Annotated in this window: 23 protein-coding genes, 1 other RNA gene and 3 pseudogenes; 14 read left to right on the top strand and 13 right to left on the bottom strand. The window is 71.9% G+C overall.

All coding sequences use genetic code 11. The features are described 5' to 3' along the window. The 3 genes and pseudogenes from L0P92_RS10000 to L0P92_RS09990 form a co-directional block, all read right to left on the bottom strand. Positions 1–269 (bottom strand): annotated as a pseudogene (locus L0P92_RS10000) (N-acetylmuramoyl-L-alanine amidase); the annotation flags it as partial. A 73-nt stretch (positions 270–342) separates the two neighbouring features. Beyond that, positions 343–996, bottom strand: a complete 654-nt coding sequence (locus L0P92_RS09995) for a class I SAM-dependent methyltransferase (RefSeq protein ID WP_234762174.1) — start codon at positions 994–996, stop codon at positions 343–345. Positions 997–1,163: 167 nt separating this feature from the next. Next, the gene (locus tag L0P92_RS09990) at positions 1,164–2,906 is read right to left on the bottom strand and encodes an MFS transporter (protein WP_234762173.1); all 1,743 of its coding nucleotides are present in this window, start codon (positions 2,904–2,906) and stop codon (positions 1,164–1,166) included. A 192-nt stretch (positions 2,907–3,098) separates the two neighbouring features. Here L0P92_RS09990 and L0P92_RS09985 point away from each other — a divergent pair, with 192 nt between their 5' ends. The 3 genes from L0P92_RS09985 to L0P92_RS09975 all read left to right on the top strand — a co-directional run bounded on the left by L0P92_RS09985 (position 3,099) and on the right by L0P92_RS09975 (position 6,102). Further along, positions 3,099–4,529, top strand: coding sequence for a DHA2 family efflux MFS transporter permease subunit (locus L0P92_RS09985; RefSeq protein WP_234762172.1), 1,431 nt, complete (start codon positions 3,099–3,101; stop codon positions 4,527–4,529). A gap of 164 nt (positions 4,530–4,693) precedes the next feature. Then, on the top strand, positions 4,694–5,236 hold the full coding sequence (locus L0P92_RS09980; protein WP_234762171.1) for a SigE family RNA polymerase sigma factor: 543 nt from the start codon (positions 4,694–4,696) through the stop codon (positions 5,234–5,236). Continuing rightward, on the top strand, positions 5,233–6,102 hold the full coding sequence (locus tag L0P92_RS09975) for a hypothetical protein (protein ID WP_234762170.1): 870 nt from the start codon (positions 5,233–5,235) through the stop codon (positions 6,100–6,102). The genes L0P92_RS09980 and L0P92_RS09975 overlap by 4 nt, the downstream gene beginning before the upstream one ends. A 46-nt stretch (positions 6,103–6,148) precedes the next feature. Here the strand turns inward: L0P92_RS09975 and L0P92_RS09970 are convergent, their stop codons facing one another. Both L0P92_RS09970 and L0P92_RS09965 read right to left on the bottom strand, forming a co-directional pair. Beyond that, the gene (locus L0P92_RS09970; RefSeq protein ID WP_234762177.1) at positions 6,149–6,781 is read right to left on the bottom strand and encodes a response regulator transcription factor; all 633 of its coding nucleotides are present in this window, start codon (positions 6,779–6,781) and stop codon (positions 6,149–6,151) included. A gap of 160 nt (positions 6,782–6,941) precedes the next feature. Then, positions 6,942–8,144: a sensor histidine kinase gene (locus L0P92_RS09965; protein WP_234762169.1), complete on the bottom strand. Its 1,203-nt coding sequence runs from the start codon at positions 8,142–8,144 to the stop codon at positions 6,942–6,944. A 381-nt stretch (positions 8,145–8,525) separates the two neighbouring features. Here L0P92_RS09965 and chsH3 point away from each other — a divergent pair, with 381 nt between their 5' ends. The 3 genes from chsH3 (at position 8,526) to L0P92_RS09950 (ending at position 11,540) form a co-directional block, all read left to right on the top strand. Next, positions 8,526–9,383 (top strand): enoyl-CoA hydratase ChsH3, encoded by an 858-nt coding sequence (gene chsH3, locus L0P92_RS09960; protein ID WP_234762168.1) that lies wholly within the window; start codon positions 8,526–8,528, stop codon positions 9,381–9,383. A gap of 64 nt (positions 9,384–9,447) precedes the next feature. After that, positions 9,448–10,524, top strand: a complete 1,077-nt coding sequence (locus L0P92_RS09955) for a Zn-dependent alcohol dehydrogenase (protein WP_234762167.1) — start codon at positions 9,448–9,450, stop codon at positions 10,522–10,524. Positions 10,525–10,601: 77 nt separating this feature from the next. Beyond that, complete coding sequence (locus tag L0P92_RS09950; protein ID WP_234762166.1) at positions 10,602–11,540, top strand: 3-oxoacyl-ACP reductase; 939 nt, start codon at positions 10,602–10,604, stop codon at positions 11,538–11,540. A gap of 74 nt (positions 11,541–11,614) precedes the next feature. On the opposite strand, the gene L0P92_RS09945 is transcribed toward L0P92_RS09950, so the two are convergent. After that, complete coding sequence (locus L0P92_RS09945; RefSeq protein ID WP_167366203.1) at positions 11,615–11,779, bottom strand: hypothetical protein; 165 nt, start codon at positions 11,777–11,779, stop codon at positions 11,615–11,617. Positions 11,780–11,874: 95 nt separating this feature from the next. Beyond that, positions 11,875–13,062 carry a hypothetical protein gene (locus L0P92_RS09940; RefSeq protein WP_234762165.1) on the bottom strand — a complete coding sequence of 396 codons (1,188 nt, stop codon included), beginning with the start codon at positions 13,060–13,062 and terminating at the stop codon, positions 11,875–11,877. 185 nt (positions 13,063–13,247) lie between these two features. On the opposite strand from L0P92_RS09940, the gene L0P92_RS09935 reads away from it, so the two are divergent. Genes L0P92_RS09935 through L0P92_RS09925 form a run of 3 tightly spaced genes read left to right on the top strand, consistent with a single transcriptional unit; the run spans position 13,248 to position 16,129 of the window. After that, the gene (locus tag L0P92_RS09935) at positions 13,248–14,102 is read left to right on the top strand and encodes a Nif3-like dinuclear metal center hexameric protein (protein WP_234762164.1); all 855 of its coding nucleotides are present in this window, start codon (positions 13,248–13,250) and stop codon (positions 14,100–14,102) included. Beyond that, complete coding sequence (locus tag L0P92_RS09930; protein ID WP_234762176.1) at positions 14,099–14,842, top strand: zinc ribbon domain-containing protein; 744 nt, start codon at positions 14,099–14,101, stop codon at positions 14,840–14,842. Before L0P92_RS09935 ends, L0P92_RS09930 begins: the two co-directional genes overlap by 4 nt. A gap of 12 nt (positions 14,843–14,854) precedes the next feature. Then, positions 14,855–16,129 carry a bifunctional RNase H/acid phosphatase gene (locus L0P92_RS09925; RefSeq protein ID WP_234762163.1) on the top strand — a complete coding sequence of 425 codons (1,275 nt, stop codon included), beginning with the start codon at positions 14,855–14,857 and terminating at the stop codon, positions 16,127–16,129. Here the strand turns inward: L0P92_RS09925 and eda are convergent. The 3 genes from eda to L0P92_RS09910 all read right to left on the bottom strand — a co-directional run bounded on the left by eda (position 16,112) and on the right by L0P92_RS09910 (position 18,721). Continuing rightward, on the bottom strand, positions 16,112–16,744 hold the full coding sequence (gene eda / locus L0P92_RS09920; protein ID WP_234762162.1) for a bifunctional 4-hydroxy-2-oxoglutarate aldolase/2-dehydro-3-deoxy-phosphogluconate aldolase: 633 nt from the start codon (positions 16,742–16,744) through the stop codon (positions 16,112–16,114). The two genes, L0P92_RS09925 and eda, sit on opposite strands and share 18 nt — an antisense overlap. 100 nt (positions 16,745–16,844) lie before the next feature. Beyond that, positions 16,845–17,507: a response regulator transcription factor gene (locus tag L0P92_RS09915; RefSeq protein ID WP_234762175.1), complete on the bottom strand. Its 663-nt coding sequence runs from the start codon at positions 17,505–17,507 to the stop codon at positions 16,845–16,847. A 32-nt stretch (positions 17,508–17,539) separates the two neighbouring features. Further along, a complete protein-coding gene (locus L0P92_RS09910; RefSeq protein WP_234762161.1) occupies positions 17,540–18,721 on the bottom strand; it encodes a sensor histidine kinase in 1,182 nt (393 codons plus the stop codon). Between the two features lie 209 nt (positions 18,722–18,930). On the opposite strand from L0P92_RS09910, the gene L0P92_RS09905 reads away from it, so the two are divergent. Then, positions 18,931–19,536, top strand: a complete 606-nt coding sequence (locus tag L0P92_RS09905; RefSeq protein WP_234762160.1) for a DUF308 domain-containing protein — start codon at positions 18,931–18,933, stop codon at positions 19,534–19,536. Positions 19,537–19,544: 8 nt separating this feature from the next. Here the strand turns inward: L0P92_RS09905 and yaaA are convergent, their stop codons facing one another. Next, entirely contained in the window at positions 19,545–20,327 is a 783-nt protein-coding gene (gene yaaA, locus L0P92_RS09900) for a peroxide stress protein YaaA (RefSeq protein WP_234762159.1), read from the bottom strand. Positions 20,328–20,400: 73 nt separating this feature from the next. Here yaaA and L0P92_RS09895 point away from each other — a divergent pair. After that, a pseudogene (locus L0P92_RS09895) lies at positions 20,401–21,907 on the top strand (RNB domain-containing ribonuclease). Here the strand turns inward: L0P92_RS09895 and L0P92_RS09890 are convergent. Both L0P92_RS09890 and L0P92_RS09885 read right to left on the bottom strand, forming a co-directional pair. Next, the gene (locus tag L0P92_RS09890) at positions 21,846–22,460 is read right to left on the bottom strand and encodes a hypothetical protein (RefSeq protein WP_234762158.1); all 615 of its coding nucleotides are present in this window, start codon (positions 22,458–22,460) and stop codon (positions 21,846–21,848) included. The pseudogene L0P92_RS09895 and the gene L0P92_RS09890 sit on opposite strands and share 62 nt — an antisense overlap. Beyond that, positions 22,460–23,218 (bottom strand): MerR family transcriptional regulator, encoded by a 759-nt coding sequence (locus L0P92_RS09885; protein WP_234762157.1) that lies wholly within the window; start codon positions 23,216–23,218, stop codon positions 22,460–22,462. The genes L0P92_RS09890 and L0P92_RS09885 overlap by 1 nt, the downstream gene beginning before the upstream one ends. Before the next feature lie 118 nt (positions 23,219–23,336). Here L0P92_RS09885 and L0P92_RS09880 point away from each other — a divergent pair, with 118 nt between their 5' ends. From L0P92_RS09880 to rnpB, 3 genes and pseudogenes are all read left to right on the top strand, one after another. Next, positions 23,337–24,155 carry an AraC family transcriptional regulator gene (locus L0P92_RS09880; RefSeq protein WP_234762156.1) on the top strand — a complete coding sequence of 273 codons (819 nt, stop codon included), beginning with the start codon at positions 23,337–23,339 and terminating at the stop codon, positions 24,153–24,155. Between the two features lie 22 nt (positions 24,156–24,177). Further along, a pseudogene (locus L0P92_RS45660) lies at positions 24,178–24,957 on the top strand (DMT family transporter); the annotation flags it as partial. A 127-nt stretch (positions 24,958–25,084) separates the two neighbouring features. Continuing rightward, positions 25,085–25,489, top strand: an RNA gene (gene rnpB / locus L0P92_RS09870) — RNase P RNA component class A. The last annotated feature ends 215 nt before the right edge of the window (positions 25,490–25,704 follow it).

Below are 25,704 nucleotides of genomic sequence, written 5' to 3'. Positions count from 1 at the left end.
GTGGTGGACTCCGCGGTGGGGGTGGGGCCCGGGGGCTTGTCGTCGTTCGTGGCGGAGATCGTCGGCGCCGTGTCCGAGGGTGTCGCGGAGGACGGACGTACGGCCGCGTTGCCGGAGCCGCCGCCGTCGCCGCCGGGGCTGCCCACGGCCTCGTACATCACCCAGCCGAGCAGCGCCCCCGGCACCAGGGCGGCGACCGCGACGGTCAGGGTTCGGCCGCGGCTGCGGCGGGGCTGGGGAGGATCGAAGTCCGGGCCTACGTACGACACGCCTGCCACCTTACGGTCCGACCACGGCTTGGGCGGGGAAGGCGCGATCGGCCAGGACGGGAGTTCAGGGAGTTCAGATCCCCGCCCCCGTCCGCCGCAGCACGCGCAGCGAGTCCGTGACCGACACCTCCCTGAACGCCCCGGACTCCAGCGCCCGCAGGTACACGCGGTACGGGGCCTGACCCGTGAACTCGTCCACCGGGTCCGGGAAGACGTCGTGGATGACGAGCAGGCCGCCCTCGGCGACGTGCGGGGCCCAGCCCTCGTAGTCGGCGCTGGCGTGTTCGTCGGTGTGGCCGCCGTCGATGAAGACCAGGCCGAGCGGGGTGCCCCAGACCTTCGCGACCTGCGGGGAACGGCCGACCAGGGCGATGACGTGCTCCTCCAGGCCGGCCCCGTGCAGCGTGCGGCGGAACGTCGGCAGCGTGTCCATCAGGCCGATCTCCGGGTCGACCGTCTCCGGGTCGTGGTACTCCCAGCCCGGCTGCTGCTCCTCGCTGCCGCGGTGGTGATCGACGGTGAGAGCCGTCACCCCGGCCTCGCGGGCGGCGTCGGCGAGCAGGACCGTGGACCGGCCGCAGTAGGTGCCGACCTCCAGGAGGGGCAGCCCGAGACGCCCCGCCTCGACGGCCGCCCCGTACAGGGCCAGCCCCTCGTCCACCGGCATGAACCCCTTCGCCGCCTCGAACGCGGCCAGGATCTCGGGTTTGGGGGCGGGGGCGGCCATGGGGTCCCTCCAGTCGTACGAGCGTTTGGGCGCCCATGGTGCACCACACCCCTGTCAACTCTCGACGGGGGGTGCGCCAGCCCACCCCAAGGGGCGCGGGGAACTGCGCGACAAGCCAAGACGCACCCGCAGCCGCCAGACAACACATCGCGGCACCCCCTTGGGCGCTACGCAGTCACACTCGCACCAGGCAACGCCAGATCCACATCCACCGCGCTGTCATCGCCCGCATGCGTCGCCGAAGACGCGAGCGGCCCGTGGCCCTCGGCCCGCGCCGCCAGGACGTACGCACCCTGCGCAGGGACGGTGAGCGCATAACTGCCGTCATCCTCGGAGAGCGTCGCGCCGGCCTGGCGCCCCCGCCGGTCGATCAGAGTGACCTTGGCACGGGCGACCGGAGCGCCCTCGGCGTCCAGGACGCGGCCACGGAAGCCGCGCAGGGCCTCCTCCGCACGCTCCAGGTTGGCATCCTCCTCGCTGCTGGCGCGCAGCTGGGGGTGGGCGGAGGCGGGGCGCTGCTTCGGGAGGAAGAGGGCCAGCGCCAGGCCCACCACGACCGCGGCCGTCGCGATCAGGAAGGAGACGCGGAAGCCGTGCATCGTCGGGATCTCCACGCCGCCGACGTCGTTCGCGGTGTTCGCCAGCACCATGCCGATCACGGCGCTGGAGACCGACGTACCGATGGAGCGCATCAGCGTGTTGAGGCCGTTCGCCGCGCCGGTCTCCGAGGCCGGGACCGCGCCGACGATGAGGGCGGGGAGGGAGGAGTACGCGAGGCCGATGCCCGCGCCGAGGACCACCGAGATGACCAGGCTCTGCCAGGGGGCGCTCATCAGGCCGAGGCCGGCGCCGTAGCCGATCGCGATGATCAGCAGGCCGAGGATGAGGGTGGTCTTGGGGCCGTACTTGGCGGAGAGCCGGGCGTAGACGGGGGCCGTGAACATCATCGTCAGGCCGAGCGGGGCGACCAGGAGGCCCGCGACGACCATCGACTGCCCGAGGCCGTAGCCGGTCTCCTTCGGGAGCTGGAGCAGCTGGGGGAGGACGAGGGAGACGACGTAGAACGAGACCCCCACCATGATCGAGGCGAGGTTGGTGAAGAGGACGGCCGGGCGGGCCGTGGTGCGCAGGTCGACCAGGGGCGCCTTGGTGCGCAGCTCGTAGGTGCCCCAGAGGAGGAGGACCACGACCGACGCGGCGAACAGGCCGAGCGTGGTGCCCGAGGCCCAGCCCCAGTCGCTGCCCTTGGTGATCGGCAGGAGGAAGAGGACGAGGCCGGCGGAGAGGCCGAGCGCGCCGAGGAGGTCGAAGGTGCCTTCCGCGCGGACCTTGGACTCCGGTACGACGAGGAGGGTGAGGGCGATGGAGAGGATGCCGAGGCCGGCGGCGCCGTAGTAGAGGGCGTGCCAGTCGGCGTTCTGGGCGACCAGGGCCGCGGCGGGCAGGGCGAGGCCGCCGCCCACGCCGATCGAGGAGCTCATCAGGGCCATCGCCGAGCCGAGCTTCTCGCGGGGCAGCATGTCGCGCATCAGGCCGATGCCGAGGGGGATCGCGCCCATCGCGAAGCCCTGGAGGGTACGGCCGGCGATCATGGGGATGAGATCGCTGGTGAGCGCGCTGACCAGCGCGCCGATCACCATCACGGCGAGGCTGGATATCAGCATCCGCCGCTTGCCGTAGAGGTCGCCGAGGCGGCCCATGATCGGGGTGGCGACGGCGCCGGAGAGCAGGGTGGAGGTCAGGACCCAGGTGGCGTTGCTGGGCGTCGTGCTCAGCAGCTGGGGCAGGTCCTTGATGACCGGGACGAGCAGGGTCTGCATTACCGCGACAACGATGCCCGCGAAGGCGAGGACCGGGACGAGGGGGCCGGTCGCTCTGCCGGTGGGCTGGTCGTTCGTCGTTTGTGTCATGTGAGGGACCAACCCGGTGTGCCTGGGCAACTATTCCGATGCTTTGGCCAGCTAACGATTTCTTGACCTTCTCTTGGGAGAACAGGCCCGGCCCGGATCATTTCGAGGAGCGGGCCTAGGTCCGTCGAGGAGCGGGCCTAGGCCCAATTCCTGATGTCGGTCCTGATGCCAGGAGCGTCGGTCGTTGAGAGCATGACACTCATGCTCAGAGCCGCTGACGCCACCACTCGCCCGTCCCGCCGTACCGCGCCCCCCGCCTGGCTGGTGGTGGCGCTCGCGTGTGCCGGACAGTTCCTGGTCGTGCTCGACGTGTCCGTCGTGAACGTGGCGCTGCCCTCGATGCGGGCCGACCTGGCGCTGAGCGCGCAGGGCCTGCAGTGGGTCGTGAACGCGTACGCCATCGCCTTCGCCGGGTTCATGCTGCTCGGCGGGCGGGCCGGGGACCTGTACGGGCGCAAGCGGATGTTCCTCGTCGGGCTCGCCGTGTTCACCCTGGCCTCGCTGGCCGGCGGGCTGGCCCAGCAGGACTGGCAGCTGCTGCTCGCGCGGGCCGTGCAGGGGCTGGGCGCGGCGGTGCTGGCGCCCTCGACGCTGACGATCGTCACGGCGGCGGTGCCGGAAGGGGCGGCGCGGGCACGGGCCATAGGCACCTGGACGGCTGTCGGCGCGGGCGGCGGCGCGGCGGGCGGACTCGTCGGCGGGGTGCTGGTGGACGTTCTGTCATGGCGCTGGGTGCTGCTGATCAACGTGCCGGTCGGCGCGGTCGTGCTGGCCGGTGCCCTGCTGTGGCTCGCGGAGAGCCGGGCCGGGGACGGTCGGCGGCTGGACCTGCCGGGCGCGGTGCTGGTGACGGCGGGGCTGGCGACGCTCGCGTACGGCATCTCGCAGACGGAGGCATCGGGCTGGACGGCGACGGCCACGGTCGTGCCGCTGCTCGCCGGACTCGCCCTGATCGGCGTCTTCGTCCTCGTGGAGGCGCGTACGGCGGCCCCGCTGATGCCGCTCGGGCTGTTCCGGGTACGGGCGGTGTCGTCGGCGAACGTGGCGATGCTGCTGTCCGGTTCGGCCATGTTCTGCATGTGGTACTTCATGACGCTGTACGCCCAGAACGTCCTCGGCTACACCCCGCTGGAGGCCGGCCTGGCACTCGTGCCGAGCTCGCTCGCCGTGCTCCTCGGCTCCAAGCTCGCGCCCCGCCTCATGCCGTGGCTCGGCACCCGCAACGTGGCGGTCACCGGCACGCTCGTGGCCGTCGTCGGCTTCGGCTGGCAGTCGACGCTGAGCGTGACGGGCGGATACGTCACCTCGATCATGGTGCCGGGCATCCTGATGATGCTGGGCGCGGGCCTCGCAGCGACCCCGCTCGCGGCGCTGGCCACGTCCGGGGCGGAGCCCGGGGAGGCCGGGCTGGTGTCGGGCCTGGTCAACACCTCCCGCACGATGGGCGGTTCCCTGGGCCTGGCCATCCTCTCCACCCTGGCAGCGGCCCGCACGGACGGCTCCGCGACGCCGGAGGCGCTGACGGAGGGGTACGCCCTGGCGTTCCGGGTGGGGGCGGGGGTGCTGGTCGGGGGAGTGGTGCTGATGCTGGTGTGGCTGCCGAGGCGGACGGCTGCGTCCTGAGCCACCGGGGCTGCGCTGGGTCCTGAGCCGCCGGGGCTGCGTGCGACGTGGCTGCGCTGCGTGAGGCGAACAGGGGCCTTTGTGGCCCGGGCGAAAACTGGCGGGCGTTCGCAGGCAACGGTCCGGGGGCCTCATGGACTCCTTTGTTCATCAAGGAGGTGCCCATGGGGGATCGCAAGGCGGCTCGGGACTCGGAGTTCCAGAGCTTTGTCATCGGCCGCTGGCCACGCCTGCTGCGGACGGCATTTCTCCTCACGGGGGAGCAGCACGCCGCGGAGGATCTGGTGCAGTCGACGCTGGAGCAGGTCTATGTGGCCTGGCGCAAGGTCGGGTCGGCCGACGACCCGGAAGCCTATGTACGGCGCGTGATGATCAACGCGCACGCACGCAAACACCGACGACGGCTCCGGGAGTTCCTGGCGCCGAAGGACGACTCGGGGCTGGCCCGCGAGGTGCCGGACAGCGGCGACCGCATCGCCCAGGCCGACGACCGCAGCGCCCTGATGGCGGCGCTGACCCAACTGCCGACACGGCAGCGGGAAGCAGTCGTCCTGCGCTACTGGGAGGACCTGACCGAGACACAGACGGCGGAGGCGATGGGCTGTTCCATCGGCGCGGTGAAGAGCAACGCGGCCAAGGGCATCGCGAAACTCCGCGCCATACCGGGACTGGCGGAGATGGTCACGCAGGGAGGGCGGAGCCGATGAGCGCGAACCGGGAGACGAACCACGGCATGACGAGCCACGACAGGACCAACTCGGACATCGCCGGCCTGCTGGCCGACGCCGCGGACGAGGTCGAGATCGGTATAGCCCCCTACGACGCGGTGCTCCGCGGCGGCCGCCGCCGCAAGGCCCGCCGCTGGGCGGTGGCCACGGCGACGGCCCTGGCCCTGGCGGGCTCGGCCGGGACGCTGGCGGTGGCCGGGATGCCGGGCGGAGACGGGACCCGAGGCACCTCGGTGGCGACCAGCCCGCCCACCGCGCCGCCCGCGCCGGACGTGAGCACGCCCTCGCGGACCCTGCTCGCGAGCGGGACGGACCACGGCAAGAAGTGGCGAGTCCTCATCGACGTCTGGCGGGCACCGCGCGACAAGCGCGAGGCGTCCGTCGAACTCGCCGCGATGCGGAACTTCGGACAGACCCCGGTGGATGTGCGCGACGCCTCCGGACTCGTCGGCAAGGCCTCGTACTTCGTGCTGCGCGAGTACGGCGACTCGGGCAAGGAACAGGTGGTGATCGAGGACACGTTCACCAGCGAGGACAACCTGTCCGGCCGGGACGTCGAGGCCGCCGCGATGCCCGTGGCCCCCGGCGCGCAGGGCCCGAACCGGCTGGTCGTCGGCCAGGTCGCCAGTACCGCTCAGCAGGTCACCTGCACATGGAAGGACGGTTCGACCACCGAGGTGCCCACGGTGTGGGAGGCGATGGGCGCCGGACGCGACTCTTCGGGACAGGTCCGCCTGGGCAGCGACAACCCCCTGATCCGCGGGGTGAGCGGCTTGCCGGTGAGCTGGTTCGTGTGCGTGGCCCCAGAGGGGACGGAGTTCAAGTCGGTGGCGGTGACAAAGTAAGACGAAGGAAGACGAAGGAAGAGGCCCGGGCGGATCGCGTCCCAGGTCACAGCCACCCCTGCTGACGTGCCTCCCGCAGTGCCTCCATGCGGTTGCGGGTGCCCGTCTTGCCGATGGCGGAGGAGAGGTAGTTGCGGACCGTGGACTCGGACAGGTGGAGCCTGGTCGCGATGTCGGCGACCGTCGCGCCGTCCGTGGAGGCGTTGAGGACGTCGCACTCGCGGGCGGTGAGCGGGTTGGGGCCGGCGCTGAGCGCGGCCGCGGCGAGGGCCGGGTCGATGACCGTCTCGCCGGTCAGTACGCGGCGGACGGCTGCGGCGAGTTCCTCCACGGGGCCGTCCTTGACCAGGAAACCGGCGGCGCCGGCCTCCATGGCCCGGCGCAGATAGCCGGGGCGGCCGAACGTCGTCAGGATCAGCACCCGGCAGTCGGGGACCTGGTCGCGCAGCTCGGCCGCGGCGTCCAGGCCGCTGCGGGCGGGGAGTTCGATGTCGAGGAGGGCTACGTCCGGGCGGTGGACGAGAGCGGCGTCCACGATCTTGTCCCCGGTCGAGACCTGGGCCACGACCTCGATGTCCGGCTCCATCCCGAGCAGTAAGGCGAGAGCGCCGCGCATCATGCCCTGGTCCTCGGCGAGCAGGATCCGGATGGACTTGGTGGGGCGGTGATCCCGGGGCATCTCGTTCACGGCCCAAGAGTAGGACGCGGGGCGCTCCGCGAAGCCTGGCGTGCGTGTCCGTTCGCCACGGGACTGGTGGTCGCCCTCGCCGCCCCTACCCGTCCCGTCCCTGGGGGCTGCCGCCCCCAGACCCCCGCTGTCGGCCCTTCGGGCCTCGTCCTCAAACGCCGGACGGGCTGAGAGGTGAGCGTACGTCCCTCAACTCTGATGCCTCCACCGGCAGTTCCGCCCTCACCACGAACCCGCGTCGCGGCCCCGGCCCCGCCGTCAGCGTGCCGCCCGCCGCGGCGAGGCGTTCCGTCAGGCCCCTCAGGCCGGTGCCGCCGATGCCCTCACGGGAGGTGGTGACGGGTGTGCCGGTGCCGTCGTCGGTGACGGTGAGGTGGGCTCGTTCCGGGGTGCCGGAGACGGTGATCTCGCAGTGGGACGCGTCGCTGTGCCGTACGACGTTGGTGACCGCCTCGCGCACCACCCAGCCCAGCAGGGCCTCGGTGCGCGGCGCGAGCGGAGCGCCTGACCGGGTGATGCGAGGAGTCACGCCGGCCGCCGACAGGGCCGAGCTCGCGCGGTCCAGCTCCGTCGCCAGGCTCCCGTTCCGATAGCCCGTCACCGCCTCCCGGATCTCCGTGAGCGCCTGCCGGCCGACGGACTCGATGTCGACGACCTGGGCCAGCGCGGCGTCCACGTCGCGGGACGCCAGCCGCCGCGCCGCCTCCGACTTGACCACGATCACCGAGAGGGTGTGACCGAGCAGATCATGCAGATCGCGGGAGAAGCGCAGACGTTCCTCCTCGACCGCGCGCCGCGCCAGTTCCTCGCGGGCGGCCCGCAGTTCCCGTACCGCCTCGGACAGGGAGAGGATCGCCGCCGTCACGATCGTCGAGATCCAGGTGGCGTACGCGATGTCGAGGCCGCCCCAGCCGTCCCGTACGAACGCCGTCACCCCCGAGAGCACGGTCACCGCGGCCCCCGCCCAACGCAGCCGCGGCATCCGTACGGCCGCCCCCGTGGCCAGCCCGAGCAGAGGGAAGAACAGCAGCCAGGAACCGCCGTAGCCCATGCCGAGCGCGCAGGTCACCGCCGCCAGCGCGGCCAGCGCGACCCGCGTGGAACGGGCCTCGCGCTTCTCCTTCACGAAGGCGCGGGTCGCTATGTAGATGTAGAGCGAGTTGAAGGTGAGCAGGCCCAGGCCGCCGATCCAGGGGTTGGGGGTCCGGTCCTGGAAGAGGTTGGAGAAGGAGCCCATCCCGAGCAGCAGCCATGGCAGCAGGGCGAAGCCGGTGGGGTGCGGGCCCGGGGTGTCCGGGAGCCGTCCGGCCCGTAGGGGGGTCGGCGCGCACGACACCTTGCGTATCCAGGACATGTCCCGCCCCCCGCTCGCCGGTTCCGCCTTCGGTGCAGTCCCTGGGTCTGTCTCCGGATTCGTCCCCGGCCCCATCCTCGGTTCCGTCCTCAGTGTCATGCCTGCGACGCTACGGATCGAGGGCCGTGCCCGGCAGGGGCGGTTGTCCGCACTCCGGCAGGACAAATGTCATGGGTGCGCCGGACCGGGGGAACCGGGCGGGCGGACCTGACACCCAGAGACCTGACACCCCGTCAGGAGCCTTCACAACTGCGCTGCGCTCGGCTATACAGAGGTCGCCGGACTGGAACGCGTTCTAGATCGGCCCGCGACGACCTCGGTGCGGCCGACGGTGCGGACGGCCGTACCGGGGTCTTGACCGAAGCCACTGTCAGGAGCCGTATGCCCATCGACGCAGCCAAGGCACTCGCCGCCGAACCGCGGACCGGCGAGATCTCCTGGAACTCCAAGGACGTCCAGCTCTACCACCTCGGCATCGGCGCGGGCGTCCCGGCCACCGACCCCGACGAGCTGCGCTACACCCTGGAGTCCCGACTGCACGTCCTGCCCAGCTTCGCCACCGTCGCCGGCTCCGGCTCGCCCGGAGTGATCAGCGGACTGTCCATGCCGGGCATCGAGGTCGACCTCGCCCGCGTCCTGCACGGCGGCCAGTCGCTCACCGTCCACCGGCCCCTCCCGGCGACGGGCACCGCCACCGCCACCCACCGCATCGCCGCCGTGTACGACAAGGGCAAGGCGGCCGTCCTGGTCCTGCGGACCGAAGTCGCCGACACCGAGGGCCCGTTGTGGACCAACGACGCCCAGATCTTCGTACGGGGGGAAGGCGGGTGGGGAGGCGACCGGGGGCCGTCCGCCCGCCTCGACGCCCCGACCGGCGAGCCCGACCGGACCGTCGAGCGGCCGATCCGCGAGGACCAGGCCCTGCTCTACCGCCTCTCCGGCGACTGGAACCCGCTGCACGCCGACCCCGAGTTCGCCAAGGTCGCCGGGTTCGAACGGCCCATCCTGCACGGGCTGTGCACCTACGGCATCACCCTCAAGGCCGTCGTCGACACGCTGCTGGGCGGCGACGTGACCCGGGTGCGGTCCTACGTCACCCGGTTCGCCGGCGTCGTGTACCCCGGCGAGACCCTGCGCATCCGCATGTGGCGGCAGGAGGGTGCCGTACGGGTCGCCGTCAGCGCCGTCGAGCGGGAGGACGCGCCCGTCCTCGCCGACACCGTCGTCGAACACACCTGACACCGAGCACTCCCGACGTCGAACAGACCTGAGACCAGAACGCCGCACGAGGGGAGCCCGCACCATGCGCGCAGCCGTACTGCACGAGACCGGCCAGGACAAGCTGGAGGTCCTCGACGACGTCGAGGCGGTGGGCTTCGGGCCCGGCCGGGTGAGGGTCCGGGTGCGGGCCACCGGGCTGTGCCACTCGGACCTGTCCGCGATGAACGGCGTACTGCCCCAGCCCGCGCCCTTCGTCCCCGGTCACGAGGGCGCCGGCGAGATCCTCGAAGTCGGGGAGGGCGTCCGTCATCTGAAGCCCGGCGACCGGGTCGTCGTCTGCTGGCTGCCGGCCTGCGGTGCCTGTCCCGCCTGCAAGCGCGGCCAGACCGAGCTGTGCCTGGCCGGGTTCATGAACGCCGGCACCTCCAACTTCAAGCGCCCCACCGGGGACGTCTTCGGCTTCGCCGGCACCGGCACCTTCGCCGAGGAGGTCGTGGTCGACGCCGGCTGCGCGGTGCCGATCCCCGACGACGTGCCCTTCGACATCGCCGCCCTCATCGGCTGCGGGGTGACGACCGGGCTCGGTGCCGCGCTCAACACCGCCGATGTGGAAGCCGGTTCGTCGGTCGCCGTCATCGGCTGCGGCGGCGTCGGCATCTCCGCGATCCAGGGCGCCCGGCTCAAGGGCGCCGCCGAGATAGTCGCCGTCGACCCGGTCGCCTCGCGCCGCGAGTCCGCGCTCAGGTTCGGCGCCACGAAGGCCGTCTCCCCGGACGGCCTGGCCGACGCCAAGCAGCAGGTCACAGCCGGCGAGGGCTTCGACTACGTCTTCGAGGTCGTCGGCAGGTCCGCCACCGCCCGGACCGCGTACGAGAACACCCGGCGCGGTGGCACGCTCGTCGTCGTCGGCGCGGGCGCCATGGACGACTTCCTCCAGCTCAACATGTTCGAGCTGTTCTTCGACGAGAAGCGGATCCTGCCGTCCATGTACGGCGGCGGAGACGTACTGCGCTCCTACGAGCGGACGATCGCGCTGTGGCGCGCGGGCCGCATCGACCTCGCCGGCCTGATCACCCACCGGGTGCCGCTGACCGAGATCAACGAGGCCCTGGACCAGATGCGGACGGGCACGGCGCTGCGTACGTGCATCGAGATCTGAATCCCGCCCGCGGAGCCCGACCGCGAAACCCCTCCCGCGAAGCCCGACCCGAACACCCCCGCTGCGAAGGGACGTTGATGTCACTCCCACTTGAGGGACTGTCGGCGATCGTCACCGGCGCCGGTCGCGGACTCGGCCGGGCCGAGGCCCTGGAGCTGGCCCGGCTCGGCGCGGCCGTCGTCGTCAACGACTACGGACAGCCCGGCCGGGACGGTTCCGGCGAGGCCTCCGCCGCCCCCGCCGAGCAGGTCGCCGCCGAGATACGCCGGGCGGGCGGCAAGGCACTCGCCCACACCGGTGACGTCGCCGACTTCCAACAGGCCGGGGAACTCGTGCACTTGGCGATCGACGAGTTCGGGAAACTGGACATCCTCGTCAACAACGCGGGCATCCTGCGCGACCGCATGGTCTTCTCCATGACCGAGCAGGAGTGGGACGCGGTGATCCGTGTCCATCTCAAGGGCCACTTCAACACCACGCACTTCGCCTCCGCGCACTGGCGCGAGCGGTCCAAGTCGGCGGGCGGCCAGGTCTACGGGCGGATCGTGAACACCTCCTCGGAGGCGTTCCTGGCAGGATCGGCCGGGCAGCCCAACTACGCCGCCGCGAAGGGCGGCATCGTCGGACTCACCACCTCCACCGCCCTCGCCCTCGCCAAGTACGGCGTCACCGCCAACGCCATCTGCCCGCGCGCCCGCACCCGGATGACCGAGGACGTCTTCGCGGGCCTCGCCCGCCCGCAGGACGGCCTGGACCCGCTCGGGCCCGAGCACGTCGCCCCGCTCGTCGGCTACCTGGCCTCACCGGCCGCCGCCCGGATCAACGGGCAGCTGCTCGTCGTCCACGGCGGCATGGTGGCGGTCGTCGACCGGCCACAGGTACGGGCGAAGTTCGACAGCAAGCAGGAGACGTTCACCTACGACGAGTTGGACGCCGTACTCGGTCCGCACTACGCGCGGCGGCCGCCGGGGGAGACGTTCGCGGCGGCGGAGGTACTGGGGCTGAAACGGGAGTGAGCCGGGAGTGAGTACGGCGACGGCCCTGCCCCCTTGTGAGGGACAGGGCCGTGTGCCGTTGCTCGCGTGTGGCGTCAGGCGGCCGTCTCGGTCTCCTCGACCGGCTTGCGGTGACGGCCGCGGGGGGCCGTCTCGCCGTCCTGGGCGGACACCGGACCCCGGTGCCTGCCGTGACCGGCGGCCTTCTGAACGTCGTGAACGTCGGCCGGCCCCGGCTGGGTCGTGCTGGCGTTACTCATCGGAAAACTCACCCCGTCAACATGATCTTTCTTACAGCCGGGCGAGTTTAACCGGATCACCACGGGGCGAATCCAGGCGCCCACGCCAACCGCCACTACTTCGTTACAAGACCGCCTAATGGGGCTTGCTGTAGCGGCACGGGACGCATCCGCGTGGGGGGCGAGGGGGGTTCTGTGGGTGCCGGGTCCTGTTGGTGGCCGGGTGCGGCGCCGTGGGGGCTGGTCGCGCAGTTCCCCGCGCCCCTGGGGGGCGTCTCCCTGAGCGGCGTTTCCCAGCTGACCACGCCGCACCCCACCTCCTGCGTCGCGTACGGCAGTTGCAGGGCACGTTCCCGCGTCCACCACCCCGCCCCCGCCAACCACCCCTCGGGTGCCGGGAGATGGTGTACCTGGCGGTCGGCCGGGCTCCAGACTCCGATCCAGGTGCCGACCGGGCCGTCGATGCGCAGTGCCACCGCGCAGGCCTCCGGGGTCAGTACCTGACCGGGCTGGATCGCGAACGGGGTCACCTCGCAGTCGGGCATCCGCAGGCACTCCGGGAAACGGACCGGCAGGGTGCTGCCCAGTACGCCCCAGCCCAACCGTTCCCGGCCCGGCGAGGGGGCGTCCGACCGGATCAGCAGGAGTCCGCTGTCCCGGTCGGCGAGCGGCAGGCGGTCGTCGCTGTCCTCGGTGATCTGCAGCAGCGGCGACACCTCGCCGCCCCGCTCCAGATCGACGACGACGGCCTTCGTACGGCCCCCGGACTCCCGGTCCAGCGCCAGCATCCGCCCGCCCCGGTCCAGCCACACCCCGCCCGAACAGCGCCCCGGGACCTCCGCGAGCCGCTCCGGTCCGAAGGCGCCCCCGGCCACCAGCCACACCGCGCTGGAGCGCCGGCCCACCGCGAGGGCGTACGCCTTGTCGCCGCCGGGTGCCGGAGGCAGCAGCCGCAGCCGGGTCTGGTCGTCCGAGCAGCGCACCGCGCCCAGCGGCAGCTCACCGGTGCCGGGGCCGGTCGGATACAGCAGCGAGAACAGGTGCCGTCCGTCGGTCGGACGGCAGATCAGGACCCGCCCGTCGCCCATGGGCTGCACCTCGGTGCCGGGCTCCTCCGGCTGGTGGGCGGGCAGTGGCACGGCGTACGGCTCGGGGCCGTCCAGGGTCCAGCGCTCCGGGAACCAGCAGTCGCCTGCCGGCGCGAGACGGGCGGCGTAGGAACCGTCCGCCGTGATGCTGCATCCCGCCCGAGGCGCGTCGTCGTCCTCATGCTCCGCCGCAGGCTCGATCGCACAGGCCGTCATGGTCCGGTCACCTCCGGTCACGAAGCTAGTTTTCGTACGCACGGGCGTGGGATCGGCGAGGTTCCGCTTCACACGAAGGGGTGGCCGAGGAACGATTCTCCTGAGGTGACGAGGGTGGTTGTGCTGGGCGGGGAGGAGGACGGTACGGGTTCAGGCGCGAAGAGGCGCCAGGTAGCCTTTCCCCTGTGCCCCGTCTGTCTGAAGTCATCGCCGCGCTGGAGAACCTGTGGCCCGCCGAGCGGGCCGAGTCCTGGGACGCGGTCGGCACCGTCGTGGGCGACCCCGACCAGGAGGTCACGCGGGTCCTGTTCGCCGTCGACCCGGTCCAGGAGATCGTGGACGAGGCGGTGAAGCTGGGCGCCGACCTGCTGGTCACCCACCACCCGCTCTATCTGCGCGGTACGACGACCGTCGCGGCCTCCACCTTCAAGGGCCGGGTCGTGCACACGCTGATCAAGAACGACATCGCCCTGCACGTGGCGCACACCAACGCCGACACCGCCGACCCGGGAGTCAGCGACGCGCTGGCCGGGGCCCTGGACCTGCGTGTCGTACGGCCGCTGGTGCCGGACGCGAGTGATCCGGAGGGCCGCCGGGGGCTGGGCCGTATCTGCGAGCTCGACCACCCGGTGACCGTGCGTGAGCTGGCCCGGAAGGCCGCCGAGCGCCTCCCCGCCACCGCGCAGGGCATCCGCGTGGCCGGCGACCCCGAGGCGACGGTCCGCACGATCGCCGTCAGCGGCGGCTCCGGCGACAGCCTCTTCGACCAGGTCCGGGCGGCCGGCGTCGACGCCTTCCTCACCGCGGACCTCCGCCACCACCCGGCGTCCGAGGCCGTGGCGCACAGTCCTCTCGCGCTGCTCGACGCGGCGCACTGGGCCACCGAGTGGCCCTGGTGCGAGCTGGCCGCCACCCAGCTCGACGAGATCTCCGACCGCAACGGATGGGACCTGCGCGTCCACGTCTCGAAGACGGTCACCGACCCCTGGACCGCCCACGCGGCATCCTCCGTCACCGATACATCTGGAGCCCCCAACTGAACGCCGCGCCCGCCGACCAGATCCGCCTCCTCGACGTCCAGGCCCTCGACGTCCGCCTCCAGCAGCTCGCGCACCGGCGCAGGTCGCTGCCCGAGCACGCCGAGATCGAGTCGCTGACCAAGGACCACACCCAGCTGCGCGACCTGCTCGTGGCCGCGCAGACCGAGGAGAGCGACACCGCCCGCGAGCAGACCAAGGCCGAGCAGGACGTGGACCAGGTGCGCCAGCGCGCCACCCGCGACCAGCAGCGCCTGGACTCCGGTGCCATCACCTCCCCGAAGGACCTGGAGAACCTCCAGCACGAGATCGCCTCCCTCGCCAAGCGGCAGGGCGACCTGGAGGACGTCGTCCTGGAGGTCATGGAGCGCCGCGAGTCCGCGCAGGAGCGGGTCGCCGAGCTGACCGAGCGGGTCGGCGCCGTCCAGGGGAAGGTCGACGACGCGACCGCCCGGCGGGACGCCGCGTTCGAGGAGATCGACGGCGAGGTGGCCACCGTGACGAAGGAGCGCGAGGTCATCGCGAGCGCCGTCCCGGCCGACCTGCTCAAGCTCTACGACAAGCTGCGTGAGCAGCAGGGCGGCATCGGCGCGGCCAAGCTGTACCAGCGCACCTGCCAGGGCTGCCGCCAGGAGCTCGCCATCACCGAGCTGAACGAGATCCGCCGGGCGGCGCCGGACACCGTGGTCCGCTGCGAGAACTGCCGCCGGATCCTGGTGCGTACGGCGGAGTCGGGTCTGTAAGGGGCTTTGGTCGTGCGGGAGTTCATCGTCGAGGCCGACGGCGGGTCACGGGGCAACCCCGGGCCCGCGGGCTACGGAGCGGTCGTCATCGACGCGGCGACCGGACAGACGCTGGCCGAAGTGGCCGAGTACATCGGCGTCGCCTCGAACAACGTCGCCGAGTACCGGGGTCTGGTGGCCGGCCTGCGCGCCGCGTACGACCTGGACCCGGCGGCCACGATCCACGTCCGCATGGACTCCAAGCTCGTCATCGAGCAGATGTCGGGCCGCTGGCGGATCAAGCACCCCGACATGAAGCCGCTGGCGTTCGAGGCGGCACGGGTCTTCGCGGCGCCTCAGGTGACGTACGAGTGGATCCCCCGCGAGCAGAACAAGCACGCCGACCGGCTCGCCAACGAGGCGATGGACGCCGGGAAGCGGGGGGAGCGGTGGTCGGCGACGGCTTCCACGGCGGAGCTGGAGGCGGCGGACGCGAGGGCGGCGCGGGCTGCGGCTGAGGCTGAGTCCGGGTCGTCCGGTCTGCCTGGAGAGGTTGCCGCTTCGGCCGGCAGTCGCGGAGCGGCGGAGTCTCTCGGCGGCGGAGCCGCGAAGGCCGACGCCGATGTGAGGGCCGCCCGCACCGTGGCCACGCCCTCGTCCGGCTGGGCCCCCGCCGACATGGGCGCGCCCGCCACCTTCGTACTGCTCCGGCACGGCGAGACCCCGCTCACCCCGCAGAAGCGGTTCTCCGGCAGCGGCGGCACCGACCCGGCCCTCTCCGACGTCGGCCGGGACCAGGCCGAGCGGGTCGGCGTCGCCCTCGCCCGGCGCGGCACCGTCCAGGCGATCGTGGCCTCCCCGCTCGCCCGTACCCGGGAGACCGCCGGCATCGTCGCCGCCCACCTCGGCCTCGACGTGACCGTCGACGACGGCCTGCGCGAGACCGACTTCGGCGCCTGGGAGGGGCTCACCTTCGGCGAGGTCCGCGAGCACTATCCCGATGACCTCAACGCCTGGCTGGCCGACCCCGAGGCCCGTCCCACCGGCGACGGCGAGAGTTTCGCCGCGACAGCGACCCGTATCGCCGCCACCCGCGACAAGCTGGTCGCGGCCTACGCGGGCCGTACGGTCCTCCTCGTCTCGCACGTCACCCCGATCAAGACGTTCGTACGCCTAGCCCTGGGCGCCCCGCCCGAGTCCCTGTTCCGCATGGAACTCTCGGCGGCCTCCCTCTCGGCGGTGGCGTACTACACCGACGGCAACGCGAGCGTGCGGCTCTTCAACGACACCTCACACCTGCGCGCGTGAGCTCCTGAGGCCGGCGGCCGCCCGCGCCAGCTCCTCGACCCGCGCCCAGTCCCGCGCCGCCACCACGTCCGCCGGGAGCATCCAACTCCCGCCCACGCAGCCGACGTTGGGCAGCGCGAGATAGTCGGGTGCCGTCGCCGGACCGATGCCGCCCGTCGGACAGAACCGGACCTGCGGCAACGGCCCGTACAGCGACTTCAGATACGCCGTGCCGCCCGCCGCCTCGGCCGGGAAGAACTTCATCTCCCGCACCCCGCGCTCCAGCAGCGCCACGACCTCCGACGCCGTGGACACCCCGGGCAGGAACGGCACCCCGGACGCCCGCATGGCCTCCAGCAGCAGGTCCGTCCAGCCGGGGCTCACCAGAAACCGCGCCCCCGCCGCGACCGCCCGCGACACCTGCTCCGGCGTGATCACCGTGCCCGCGCCGACCACCGCCTCCGGCACCGCGTCCGCTATCGCCCCGATGGCCTCCAGCGCGGCCGGCGTCCGCAGCGTCACCTCGATCGCGGGCAGCCCGCCCGCGACCAGGGCCCGGGCGAGCGGTACGGCGTCGGAGGGGTCGTCGACGACGACCACGGGGACGACGGGCGCGATATCCAGGACTGAGGTCATGGCGTCATCCTGCCCAGGACCAGCACTATGCGCAAAGGTCATTGCGTATGATGCAATGACCTTTTGTTCATGTACAGACTCAGGGTGTTCATGTACAGGCTCAGGGGTAGAGCCCGGCCCGGAAAGTGAACGACACGAGTTGCGCTCGATCACGTGCGCCGACCTTCGTCATGGCCCGCACCGCATGCGTCTTCACGGTGAACGGCGACACGCACATCTGGGCCGCGATCTCGTCGTTGCCGAGACCGCTCGCGACGAGGACGACCACGTCCCGCTCCCTGGGTGTCAGAGCGTCGAAGCGTCGCAGCAGCTCCTGGTCGATCACCGGGGGCGGACTGTCGGTCATGTGACCGATGAGCGCGGCCGTCGCGGCGGCCGACAGCGCACCGCCACCACCGACGACCTCGGTGATTCCGGCGACCAGTTCAGCGGGGCTCACCGTCTTGCTCAGGAAACCGTTGGCGCCCGCGCGAAGGGCGGCGAGGACGATGTCGTCCTGGTCGAAAGTGGTCAGCACGACCACCCGCAACTTTTCGGGTGGGTGCTCCTTGCGGATCCGGCGGGTGGCTTCGACACCGTCGATGCCCGGCATCCGGATGTCCATCAGGACCAGGTCGACGGGGTGGTCCCGGAGGAAGGGGACGACCTGGAGTCCATCGGAGAGATCACCCACGACCACGAGACTCGGGTCGAGCCGGAGCATCGCCCGGATCCCCGCCCTGATCTCCTCCTGGTCGTCGACGATCAGAATCCGCGTCGTCATCCCCGTCGTCATCCCCGTCGTCATCCCTGTCGTCATACGGCGGCTCCCAGGGGGCTGAACTCCGCATGGACCCGGAATCGCCCGTCGTCACCGTCGACGGTGAGCCGCCCGTTGGAGGACTCGACGCGTTCGCGCATCCCCACGAGCCCGAGTCCGCCGCCCGAGCCGGAGCCCCGCGGTGAGTGACCGACGCGGTTCTCCACGGTGACGCAGATCCTGCCGTCGCGCTCGCGCACCTCCACCGTTGCCGCCCCCTCCCCATGCCGGTAGGCATTCGTCAGCGCTTCCTGAACGACCCGGTAGACCGTCACTCCGACGCTGGGCTCCACGAAACCGGCGGGGATGTCGATGGAGGGCCGGACGTCGAGGCCGATGCTCTCGAAGGAGGCGACAAGGCCTTCCAGGCCGCTGAGCGCCGGGGTCGGCCGGAGCGCCTCGCCGTCGGAGATGTCGTCTCCGAGGCGCAGCAGCGCGAGGATCCGCTGCGTCTCGACGACGACGGTGCGGGCGCTGGACCTGGCCGAGACGAGGGCCTGCCGGGAGGACTCGGCGTCCTCGGGCAGCCCGATCTCCGCGGCCCCGAGATGCATGCTCAGCATCGCGACCTGGTGACCGACGACGTCGTGGAGGTCCCGGGCGATGCGCAGTCGTTCCTCGGCCACTCGCCGGGTGGCCTCGATCTCACGGGTGGCGATGGCGCTCTCGACCCGTTCCTCCAGGGTCAGCCAGTGGTCCCGATGGATGCGCAGCGCGGCCCCTGTCGCACCTCCTGCGATGGCTGAGAAGAGTGCGGCTGCTCCCACGATCGCGCCGCCACGGAATCCTCCGAGCGTCATGAACGCCCCCAGGAAGAACGCCGCCACGATGCCGGTTCCGACCAGCGGGTGCTTACCCCTGAGGGTGACCGCGAACAGTACGAGCACCGCCATCATCCACACCGACAGCGGGTCGTGGCCCACCGCCGTGACGGCGAAGGACGCCGCGCTCGCCACGACCAGTCCGGCCCACGGCCGCCACCACGAGAGCGCGACACCGCCACCGGCGAGGAGCACGGAGAGGGCCGTCGGCCAGTCCGACCCGCGCAGGATCACCGCCACGATCTGACCGGTGAACACCAGCGCGGCCACCGCATAGGCGACGAGGTGCAGTGCCTCGGGGCGGCGGACCCACAGGGGCGCCACGGGACCGTCGAGATTGTTCTGCGCCTTGCCCATGGCCTGATTCTCGTCCACGTGTGCGGCGGCCGTGTACTTCGAATGATGTAGACGGCGAGCCCGGTCCGAAGTGCAGGGCAGAACTACTTCGCTCGAAGTACGCGGCCCCTCCCGAGGCCCCTGAGACTCCTCATCGAGGCGACCGTCTCACACCGTCACGATCACGAACGGGACACCCGATGACTCAGAACAACGTGGCTCAGACCACCGTGACTTCGAGCACGACCACGAGCACGATCACGAGCACGACCCCGACCCCGACGATGTCCTCCGGGCTCCGATCGCTGCACCTGATCCGAGTCGCCTTCTCCCTGATCTGGGTGGCACTCGTCGTCACGACCTCCGCCTCACTCGTGTCGACGGACCGGCCCACGGCGACCGCGGCCGTGCTGCTCGTCAGCTACCCCCTGTGGGACGCCGTCGCCACGCTCCTCGAGCGTCGTATGGCCGGCACCGGCTCCGCGGACCGCGTCGGTACCACCAACGTGGCCCTCGGCCTCGCCACCGCCGCCGGCATGATCATCGCCGTCTTCTCCACCATCGGGACGACCCTGCTCGTGTTCGGCATCTGGGCCCTCCTTTCCGGAGCGATCCAGCTCGTCGTGGCGATCCGGCGCCGACGCACCGTCGGCGCCCAGTGGCCCATGGTCATCAGCGGCGGACAGTCCGTCCTCGCCGGTGCCGGCATCGCCGCCACCTCCGCCTCGGCGACGAGCGGCCTGTCCACCGTCGCCGGGTACTCGGCCTTCGGCGCCTTCTGGTTCCTCGTCTCCGTCACCGCCCTGAGCATCCGCGGCCGACGCGAGAAGCGCTGACCGGCGGTCTAGTGGATCTCCGACACCAGCACATCCAGCGACCACGCCTTCCCGGGCTTCCCGGGCGCCGCCACCTCGACCTCGTACCCGAGGTCCCGCAGCGCCTCCACCAGCTCGGCCGGACGCTTCGGCGCCGCCCCGGCCGTCAGCAGACTCCGTACGATCCGCCCCTTGGTGGCCTTGTTGAAGTGGCTGACGACCTTCCGGGTCGGCGCGTGCAGGACCCGTACCGTGGCCGTCCGCCCGGCCACCTCGCCCTTCGGCTTCCACGCCGCCGCGTACGCCGACGACCGCAGATCCAGCACCAGCCCGTCCCCGGCCGCCTCCGGCAGTACGTCCGCCATCGGTGCCCGCCAGTGCGCGCCGAGCGCCCCGAGGCCGGGCAGCTTCACGCCCATCGAGCAACGGTAGGAGGGGATGCGGTCGTTGACGCGCACGGCCCCCCAGAGTCCCGAGAAGACCAGCAGCGACCGAGTCGCCCGCTTCTTCGCCGCGGCGTCCAGCGAGGACAGGTCCAGGGCGTCGTACAACACCCCCGTATAGATCTCCCCGGCCGGCCGCGCGCCCGCCGTGCGCAGCTCGACGTTCTTCGCGACCTCCCCGCGCAGCCCCTCGCTCAGCCCGAGGACGTCCCGCGCCTTGTCCTCGTCGCCGCCGCACAGCTCGACCAGCTCACCGAGCACGGCCTGGCGTGCCTCGGTCAGTCCCGGCAGGGACAGCGACTCCAGCTTCAGCGAGGCACCCCGGCCGGACGAGGCCTTCCCCTCGGAAGGCGGCAGCAGGACAAGCACACGTACTCCTTCGATCGAACCCCGCCACAGGGTACGGCGTGCCACCCGGCCGCCCTCGCCCTACGCTCGACACATGCCCCGCCGCCACATCCGAGTGACCGGCGCGCCCGAGGCCCCCCCTCCGCGCCGCCCTCACCGCGCTGCGTACCGAACTCGGCGTCCCGGGCGGCTTCCCGCCCGAGGTACTGGCGGAGGTCGAGCGGACGGCGAAGGCCCCGGTCCTCCCGCCCCACGACGCCACCGACATCCCCTTCTTCACGATCGACCCTCCCACCCGTCGCCCACCACCACCCTTCCAACGAGTCGCTTCGCGACCACCTCCTGATTCCACCGACCTCGACCAGGCGATGCACCTGTCCCGGCAGGGCACCGGCTATCGCGTCCGGTACGCCATCGCCGACGTCGCCGCCTTCGTCGTACCGTCGGGCGCGCTGGACCGGGAGGCCCACCGGCGCGTGACCACCCTGTACTTCCCCGACCTGCGGATCCCGCTGCACCCTGAGTCGCTCAGTGAGGGCGCGGCGAGCCTGCTGCCCGGCCAGGACCGGCCCGCCGCGCTCTGGACGATCGACCTCGACGCGGACGGCCGTACGCTCGCCGTCGACGTCCGCCGCGCCCTGGTCCGCAGCCGGGCCAAGCTCGACTACGCCGCCGTGCAGCGCCGGATCGACGAGAGGACGGCCGAGGAACCACTCGCCCTGCTCAAGGAGATCGGGGAGGCACGGGAGCGGCTGGAGGTGGAGCGGGGCGGCATCTCGCTGCACGTGCCCGAACAGGAGGTCGTCGAGCGCGACCACACCTATGAACTCGCCTATCGCGCCCCGCGGCCCGCCGACGGCTGGAACGCCCAGATCTCCCTGCTGACCGGAATCGCCGCCGCCGACCTGATGCTGTCGGCCGGCACCGGCATCCTGCGCACCCTCCCCGCCGCCCCCGACGGCGCGGTCGGCCGCCTGCGCCGTACCGCACAGGCCCTGCGCATCGACTGGCCGCACCACGTCTCGTACGCCTCGCTGGTCCGCTCCCTGGACCCGCACCGCCCGCACCACGCGGCCTTCCTCCAGGAGTGCACGACGCTGTTGCGCGGAGCCGGCTACACGGTCTTCCGGGACGGCGCCCTGCCGGCCATCACCACCCACTCCGCCGTGGCCGCCCCCTACGCCCACTGCACGGCCCCTCTGCGCCGCCTCGCCGACCGGTACACCGCCGAGATCTGCCTCGCGGTGGCGGCGGGCCGGCCGGTCCCCGACTGGGTACTGGCCGCCCTGGACGCGCTGCCCGCCCGGATGACCGAGGGGTCGCGTCGCGCGGGCACGGTGGAGCGGGCGTGCGTGGACCTGGTGGAGGCGGCGCTGCTGAAGGACCGGGTGGGGGAGCTGTTCGACGGCTGGGTGGTGGACGTGGAGGAGCGGCGGCCTGCCGTAGGGGTGGTGCAGTTGGAGTCCCCGGCGGTCATCGGCCGGATCGAGAACCCGGACGGGGACCGCCTGCCGCTCGGGGAACGGCTCCGGGTCCGCCTCACGCAGGCCTCGTGGCAGACACGTCCGGGAGCGGCGAGCGTGCGTTTCGCGCCTGCGTGACCGCCTTGACGAAACTGTCGGCGTCGTCGGCGTGCAGGCGCACGAGACGGACGTCCCGACGGCGGCCGAGGAAGGTGAAGTGGGCGACGGGCTCGGTGAGTTCGAGCGTCACGGTGGTCTGCGCGGCGATGGCGAGGTTGAGTTCGCCCTCGGCCCGTTCATGGGTGTGGCGCGACTCGCGGCGCACCCGCGCGATCTTCTCCAGCGGTATGCGCAGATCGACGTGCGCGGCACGCCGGACGCGCAGCGAGCCGGCGTCGAGGACATGCGGCCGTACGACGGAGGCGGCGTGCATCCCGATGATGATCACGAGGGTGTACAGGTCCACCGTGAACCACGCCCGTTGCACGGCCGGGTAGTTCCGCAGCAGTACGGACATGGTGATCGACTCGATCACGATCACGAACCCGAATCCCAGCATCATCGTGCCCTGCCCACGCGCGTACCCGAAGCCGGTGCCGGCACCGACCCCGTGCCGGCGCCGTGCCACCCACAGCCCGAGACTGGCGAGGAGCCGCAGTTCGTGCCGCAGGAGGACGAGCATGCTCCTCATCACGGTCCGTCCCCTTCCATGAGCAGCTGCAAGGTACGGCGGATGGCCTCCGCCTGTGCCGGGGCGAAATCGGCGTAGAAGGCGCGCAGGAAGCTGTTGTCGGGGTCGACGTCCAGCGGCTCGGGGAGCAGATCGCGCGGAAGGCAGCCGGCGAGCGCGCGGGCCGCCTCCTCCACGCGCGGGTCGGCCGGATCGGCGTCGACGAGCTCGTCGAGCAGGGCGTACGCGGCGAGGGCCCGCTCCTGGCCGCCCGGCCGGGCGAGCGCGCTCCCCAGCGCCTCCATGAGCTGCTCGCGCCCCTCGGGATCGGCGGTGGTCTCGATGAGCGCGAGCATCTCGCGGTCCTTGGCGGCCATGGGGGAGTCGGACACGTGCGCCATGTCCTGGAACAGGGCGGCCAACCGGGGCGACACCGGCCCCTCGGCCGGCAGCCCGCCCTCCGTCTCCAGCAACGCCCGAAGCCGCGCCCGACGGTCCCGGATGGCGTCCTCCTGCCGCGCCAGATCCTCGTCGAGCTCGGTCAGCACCTCGACGAGATCCTTCCCGGCATCCTCGGCGAGCACGTCCCGCACCTCCGCGAGCCCCAGCCCCAGCTCCGTGAGCCGCCGGATCCGCGCCAGCACGACGGCATGCCGCAGCGTGTACTCCCGGTAACCGTTCGGCCGCCGCTCCGGCTCGGGCAGCAGCCCCTGATGGTGGTAGTGCCGCACCGTGCGCGTGGTGACGCCGACGGCGGCGGCGAGTTCTCCGATCCGCATGGGATCAGTACAAACGTTGACGTTGCGGCAGGGTCAAGCGGACGCACCACGCCCGGCGGCTCCGTGGCATGAAAACGGGGCCCCCGGTGTTGAGCCCCTGCGGAAGAGGGGGCGTGAAGTGAGCGAACAGGCACTGTGGACCAGGGCGAGGCTCGGCCGGGGCGGACCCGTGCTCGATCTGCTCACCGCCCGCTTCGCCCGGCACGTCTACGCCCCGCACGCGCACGAGGAGTTCACCGTCGGCGTGACAGTGGGCGGGCTGGAGGTCATCGCCTACCGGGGCGGGCACATCCGCTCGGGCCCCGGCTCCATCGTCGTACTGGAACCCGGAGAGATGCACACGGGCGGCCCCGCGGCCCCCGAGGGTTACGCCTACCAGGCCCTGTACGCGGCTTCCGCCCTGCTGTCCGACGGCACCACAGGCGGCCTCCCGCACTTCCGCGAACCCGTCCTGAACGACCCCGAACTGGCTGCCGCCCTGCGCCGCGCCCACACCGAACTGAGCGCCTGCCCCGACCCGCTGGAGGCCGAGTCCCGCCTCCCCTGGCTGCTCAGCGCACTCGCCCGCCGCCACTCCACGGCCCGCCCGGCCGACGACAGGATGCCCGGCGCGGACCGGGTGGCCCTCCTGGTACGCGACCGCCTCGCCGACGAACTGCTCGCCCCGCCCTCCCTGGCCGACCTCGCCACCGACCTGGGCATGTCCCGCTACCAGCTCCTGCGCGCCTTCCGTACGACGATGGGAGTGCCGCCGTACGCCTGGCTCGCCCAGCACCGCGTGACCAGGGCCCGCGGCCTGCTGGAGGCCGGCCTGCGCCCCGCCGAGGTCGCCGTCCTGGTCGGCTTCGCGGACCAGGCGCACCTCACCCGATGGTTCCGCCGGGTCGTCGGGGTGACCCCGGCGGCGTACCGCAACAGCGTTCAAGACCGACGGTGAGGCCACCCCCGAGACTCACCTCATGACTGCACGAGGCTGGTTTCTGTTCTCCCTCATGGGAGTGATCTGGGGCGTCCCGTATCTGATGATCAAGGTGGCGGTGGAGGAGGTCTCCCCGTCGATGGTGGTGTTCACGCGCTGCGCGCTGGGCGCGGTGCTCCTGCTCCCCTTCGCACTGCGCCAGGGCGGCCTGACCCGGACGGTCCGGACCCACTGGCGCCCCCTGCTGGCCTTCGCGTGCATAGAGATCATCGGCCCGTGGTTCACGCTCACGGACGCCGAACGCCACCTCTCCAGCTCCACGGCGGGACTGCTGATCGCCGGCGTCCCGATCGTCGGAGTCGTCGTAGCCCGCTCGTTCGGCGACACGGAACGCCTGGGCGTACGGCGTACGACCGGGCTGGCACTCGGCCTGGCGGGCGTGACGGTACTGACCCTCCCGCACCTCACCGGCGGCGACGCCCTCTCCCTCGCCGAGGTCCTGGTCACGGTGCTGGGCTACGCCACGGCCCCGCTGATCGCGGCGCGCTGGCTGAAGGACGTCCCGTCCCTCCAGCTCACGGCCTCCTGCCTGGCACTGGCCGCGCTGGTCTACGCCCCCGCGGCGGCGCTGACCTGGCCGACCACGGTCCCCTCGGCCGAGGCCCTGACGGCGTTGGCCGCGCTGGGCGTGATCTGCACGGCGATAGCCTTCGTCGCCTTCCTGGAACTGATCAAGGAGGCGGGCCCGACACGGGCCACGGTGATCACGTACGTCAACCCGGCGGTGGCGGTGGCGGCGGGCGCGCTCTTCCTGGACGAGCGCCTGACACCGACGATCGCCGCGTCCTTCGCCCTGATCCTGGCCGGCTCGGTCCTCGCCACGGCCAAGGCCACGGCCGCGGGCCCGGCCCGCCCCACCCGCCGGGTACCATGGTCGACACGGCAGACGAGCCGGGCGGACGGCCGCGTGGAGTCCCCTTGAGGGGCTTCCCGAGGAACGTCCGGGCTCCACAGGGCAGGGTGGTGGCTAACGGCCACCCGGGGTGACCCGCGGGACAGTGCCACAGAAAGCAAACCGCCCGGCGCTCAGGCGCTGGGTAAGGGTGAAACGGTGGTGTAAGAGACCACCAGTGCTCAGGGTGACCTGAGCAGCTAGGTAAACCCCACCCGGAGCAAGGTCAAGAGGAGCGCCGTAAAACGCGCTCTGCGCGGACGTTCGAGGGCTGCCCGCCCGAGTCCGCGGGTAGACCGCAGGAGGCCGGTGGTAACGCCGGTCGTAGATGGATGGCCGTCGCCCCGGCTCCCGCGAGGGGGGCGGGGAACAGAACCCGGCGTATAGCCCGACTCGTCTGCCGCCCTGAGACATTGTCTTGGAAGGGTCTCCGATCTGCGACGGAGGCCAGGGCGAACGCGACCGCGGTGTCGATGATGCTCGTGGGACCGGGTTCCCTTCGCTGCTCCTTAGGCGCTGCGAGCTCGGCCCACCGAGGCTTCGTGACCGCCGAGGAACCGTTCCGTAGTTAACGCTTCACGCATTGGTGCGCTGACCGTAGAATTCGCCTCCAGG

It is taken from the genome of Streptomyces muensis, assembly GCF_021474425.1.
Taxonomy (GTDB): Bacteria; Actinomycetota; Actinomycetes; order Streptomycetales; family Streptomycetaceae; genus Streptomyces; species Streptomyces muensis.
The sequence above is the reverse complement of the archived record's forward strand: the minus strand, read 5'-3'. Positions and strand labels throughout refer to the sequence as shown.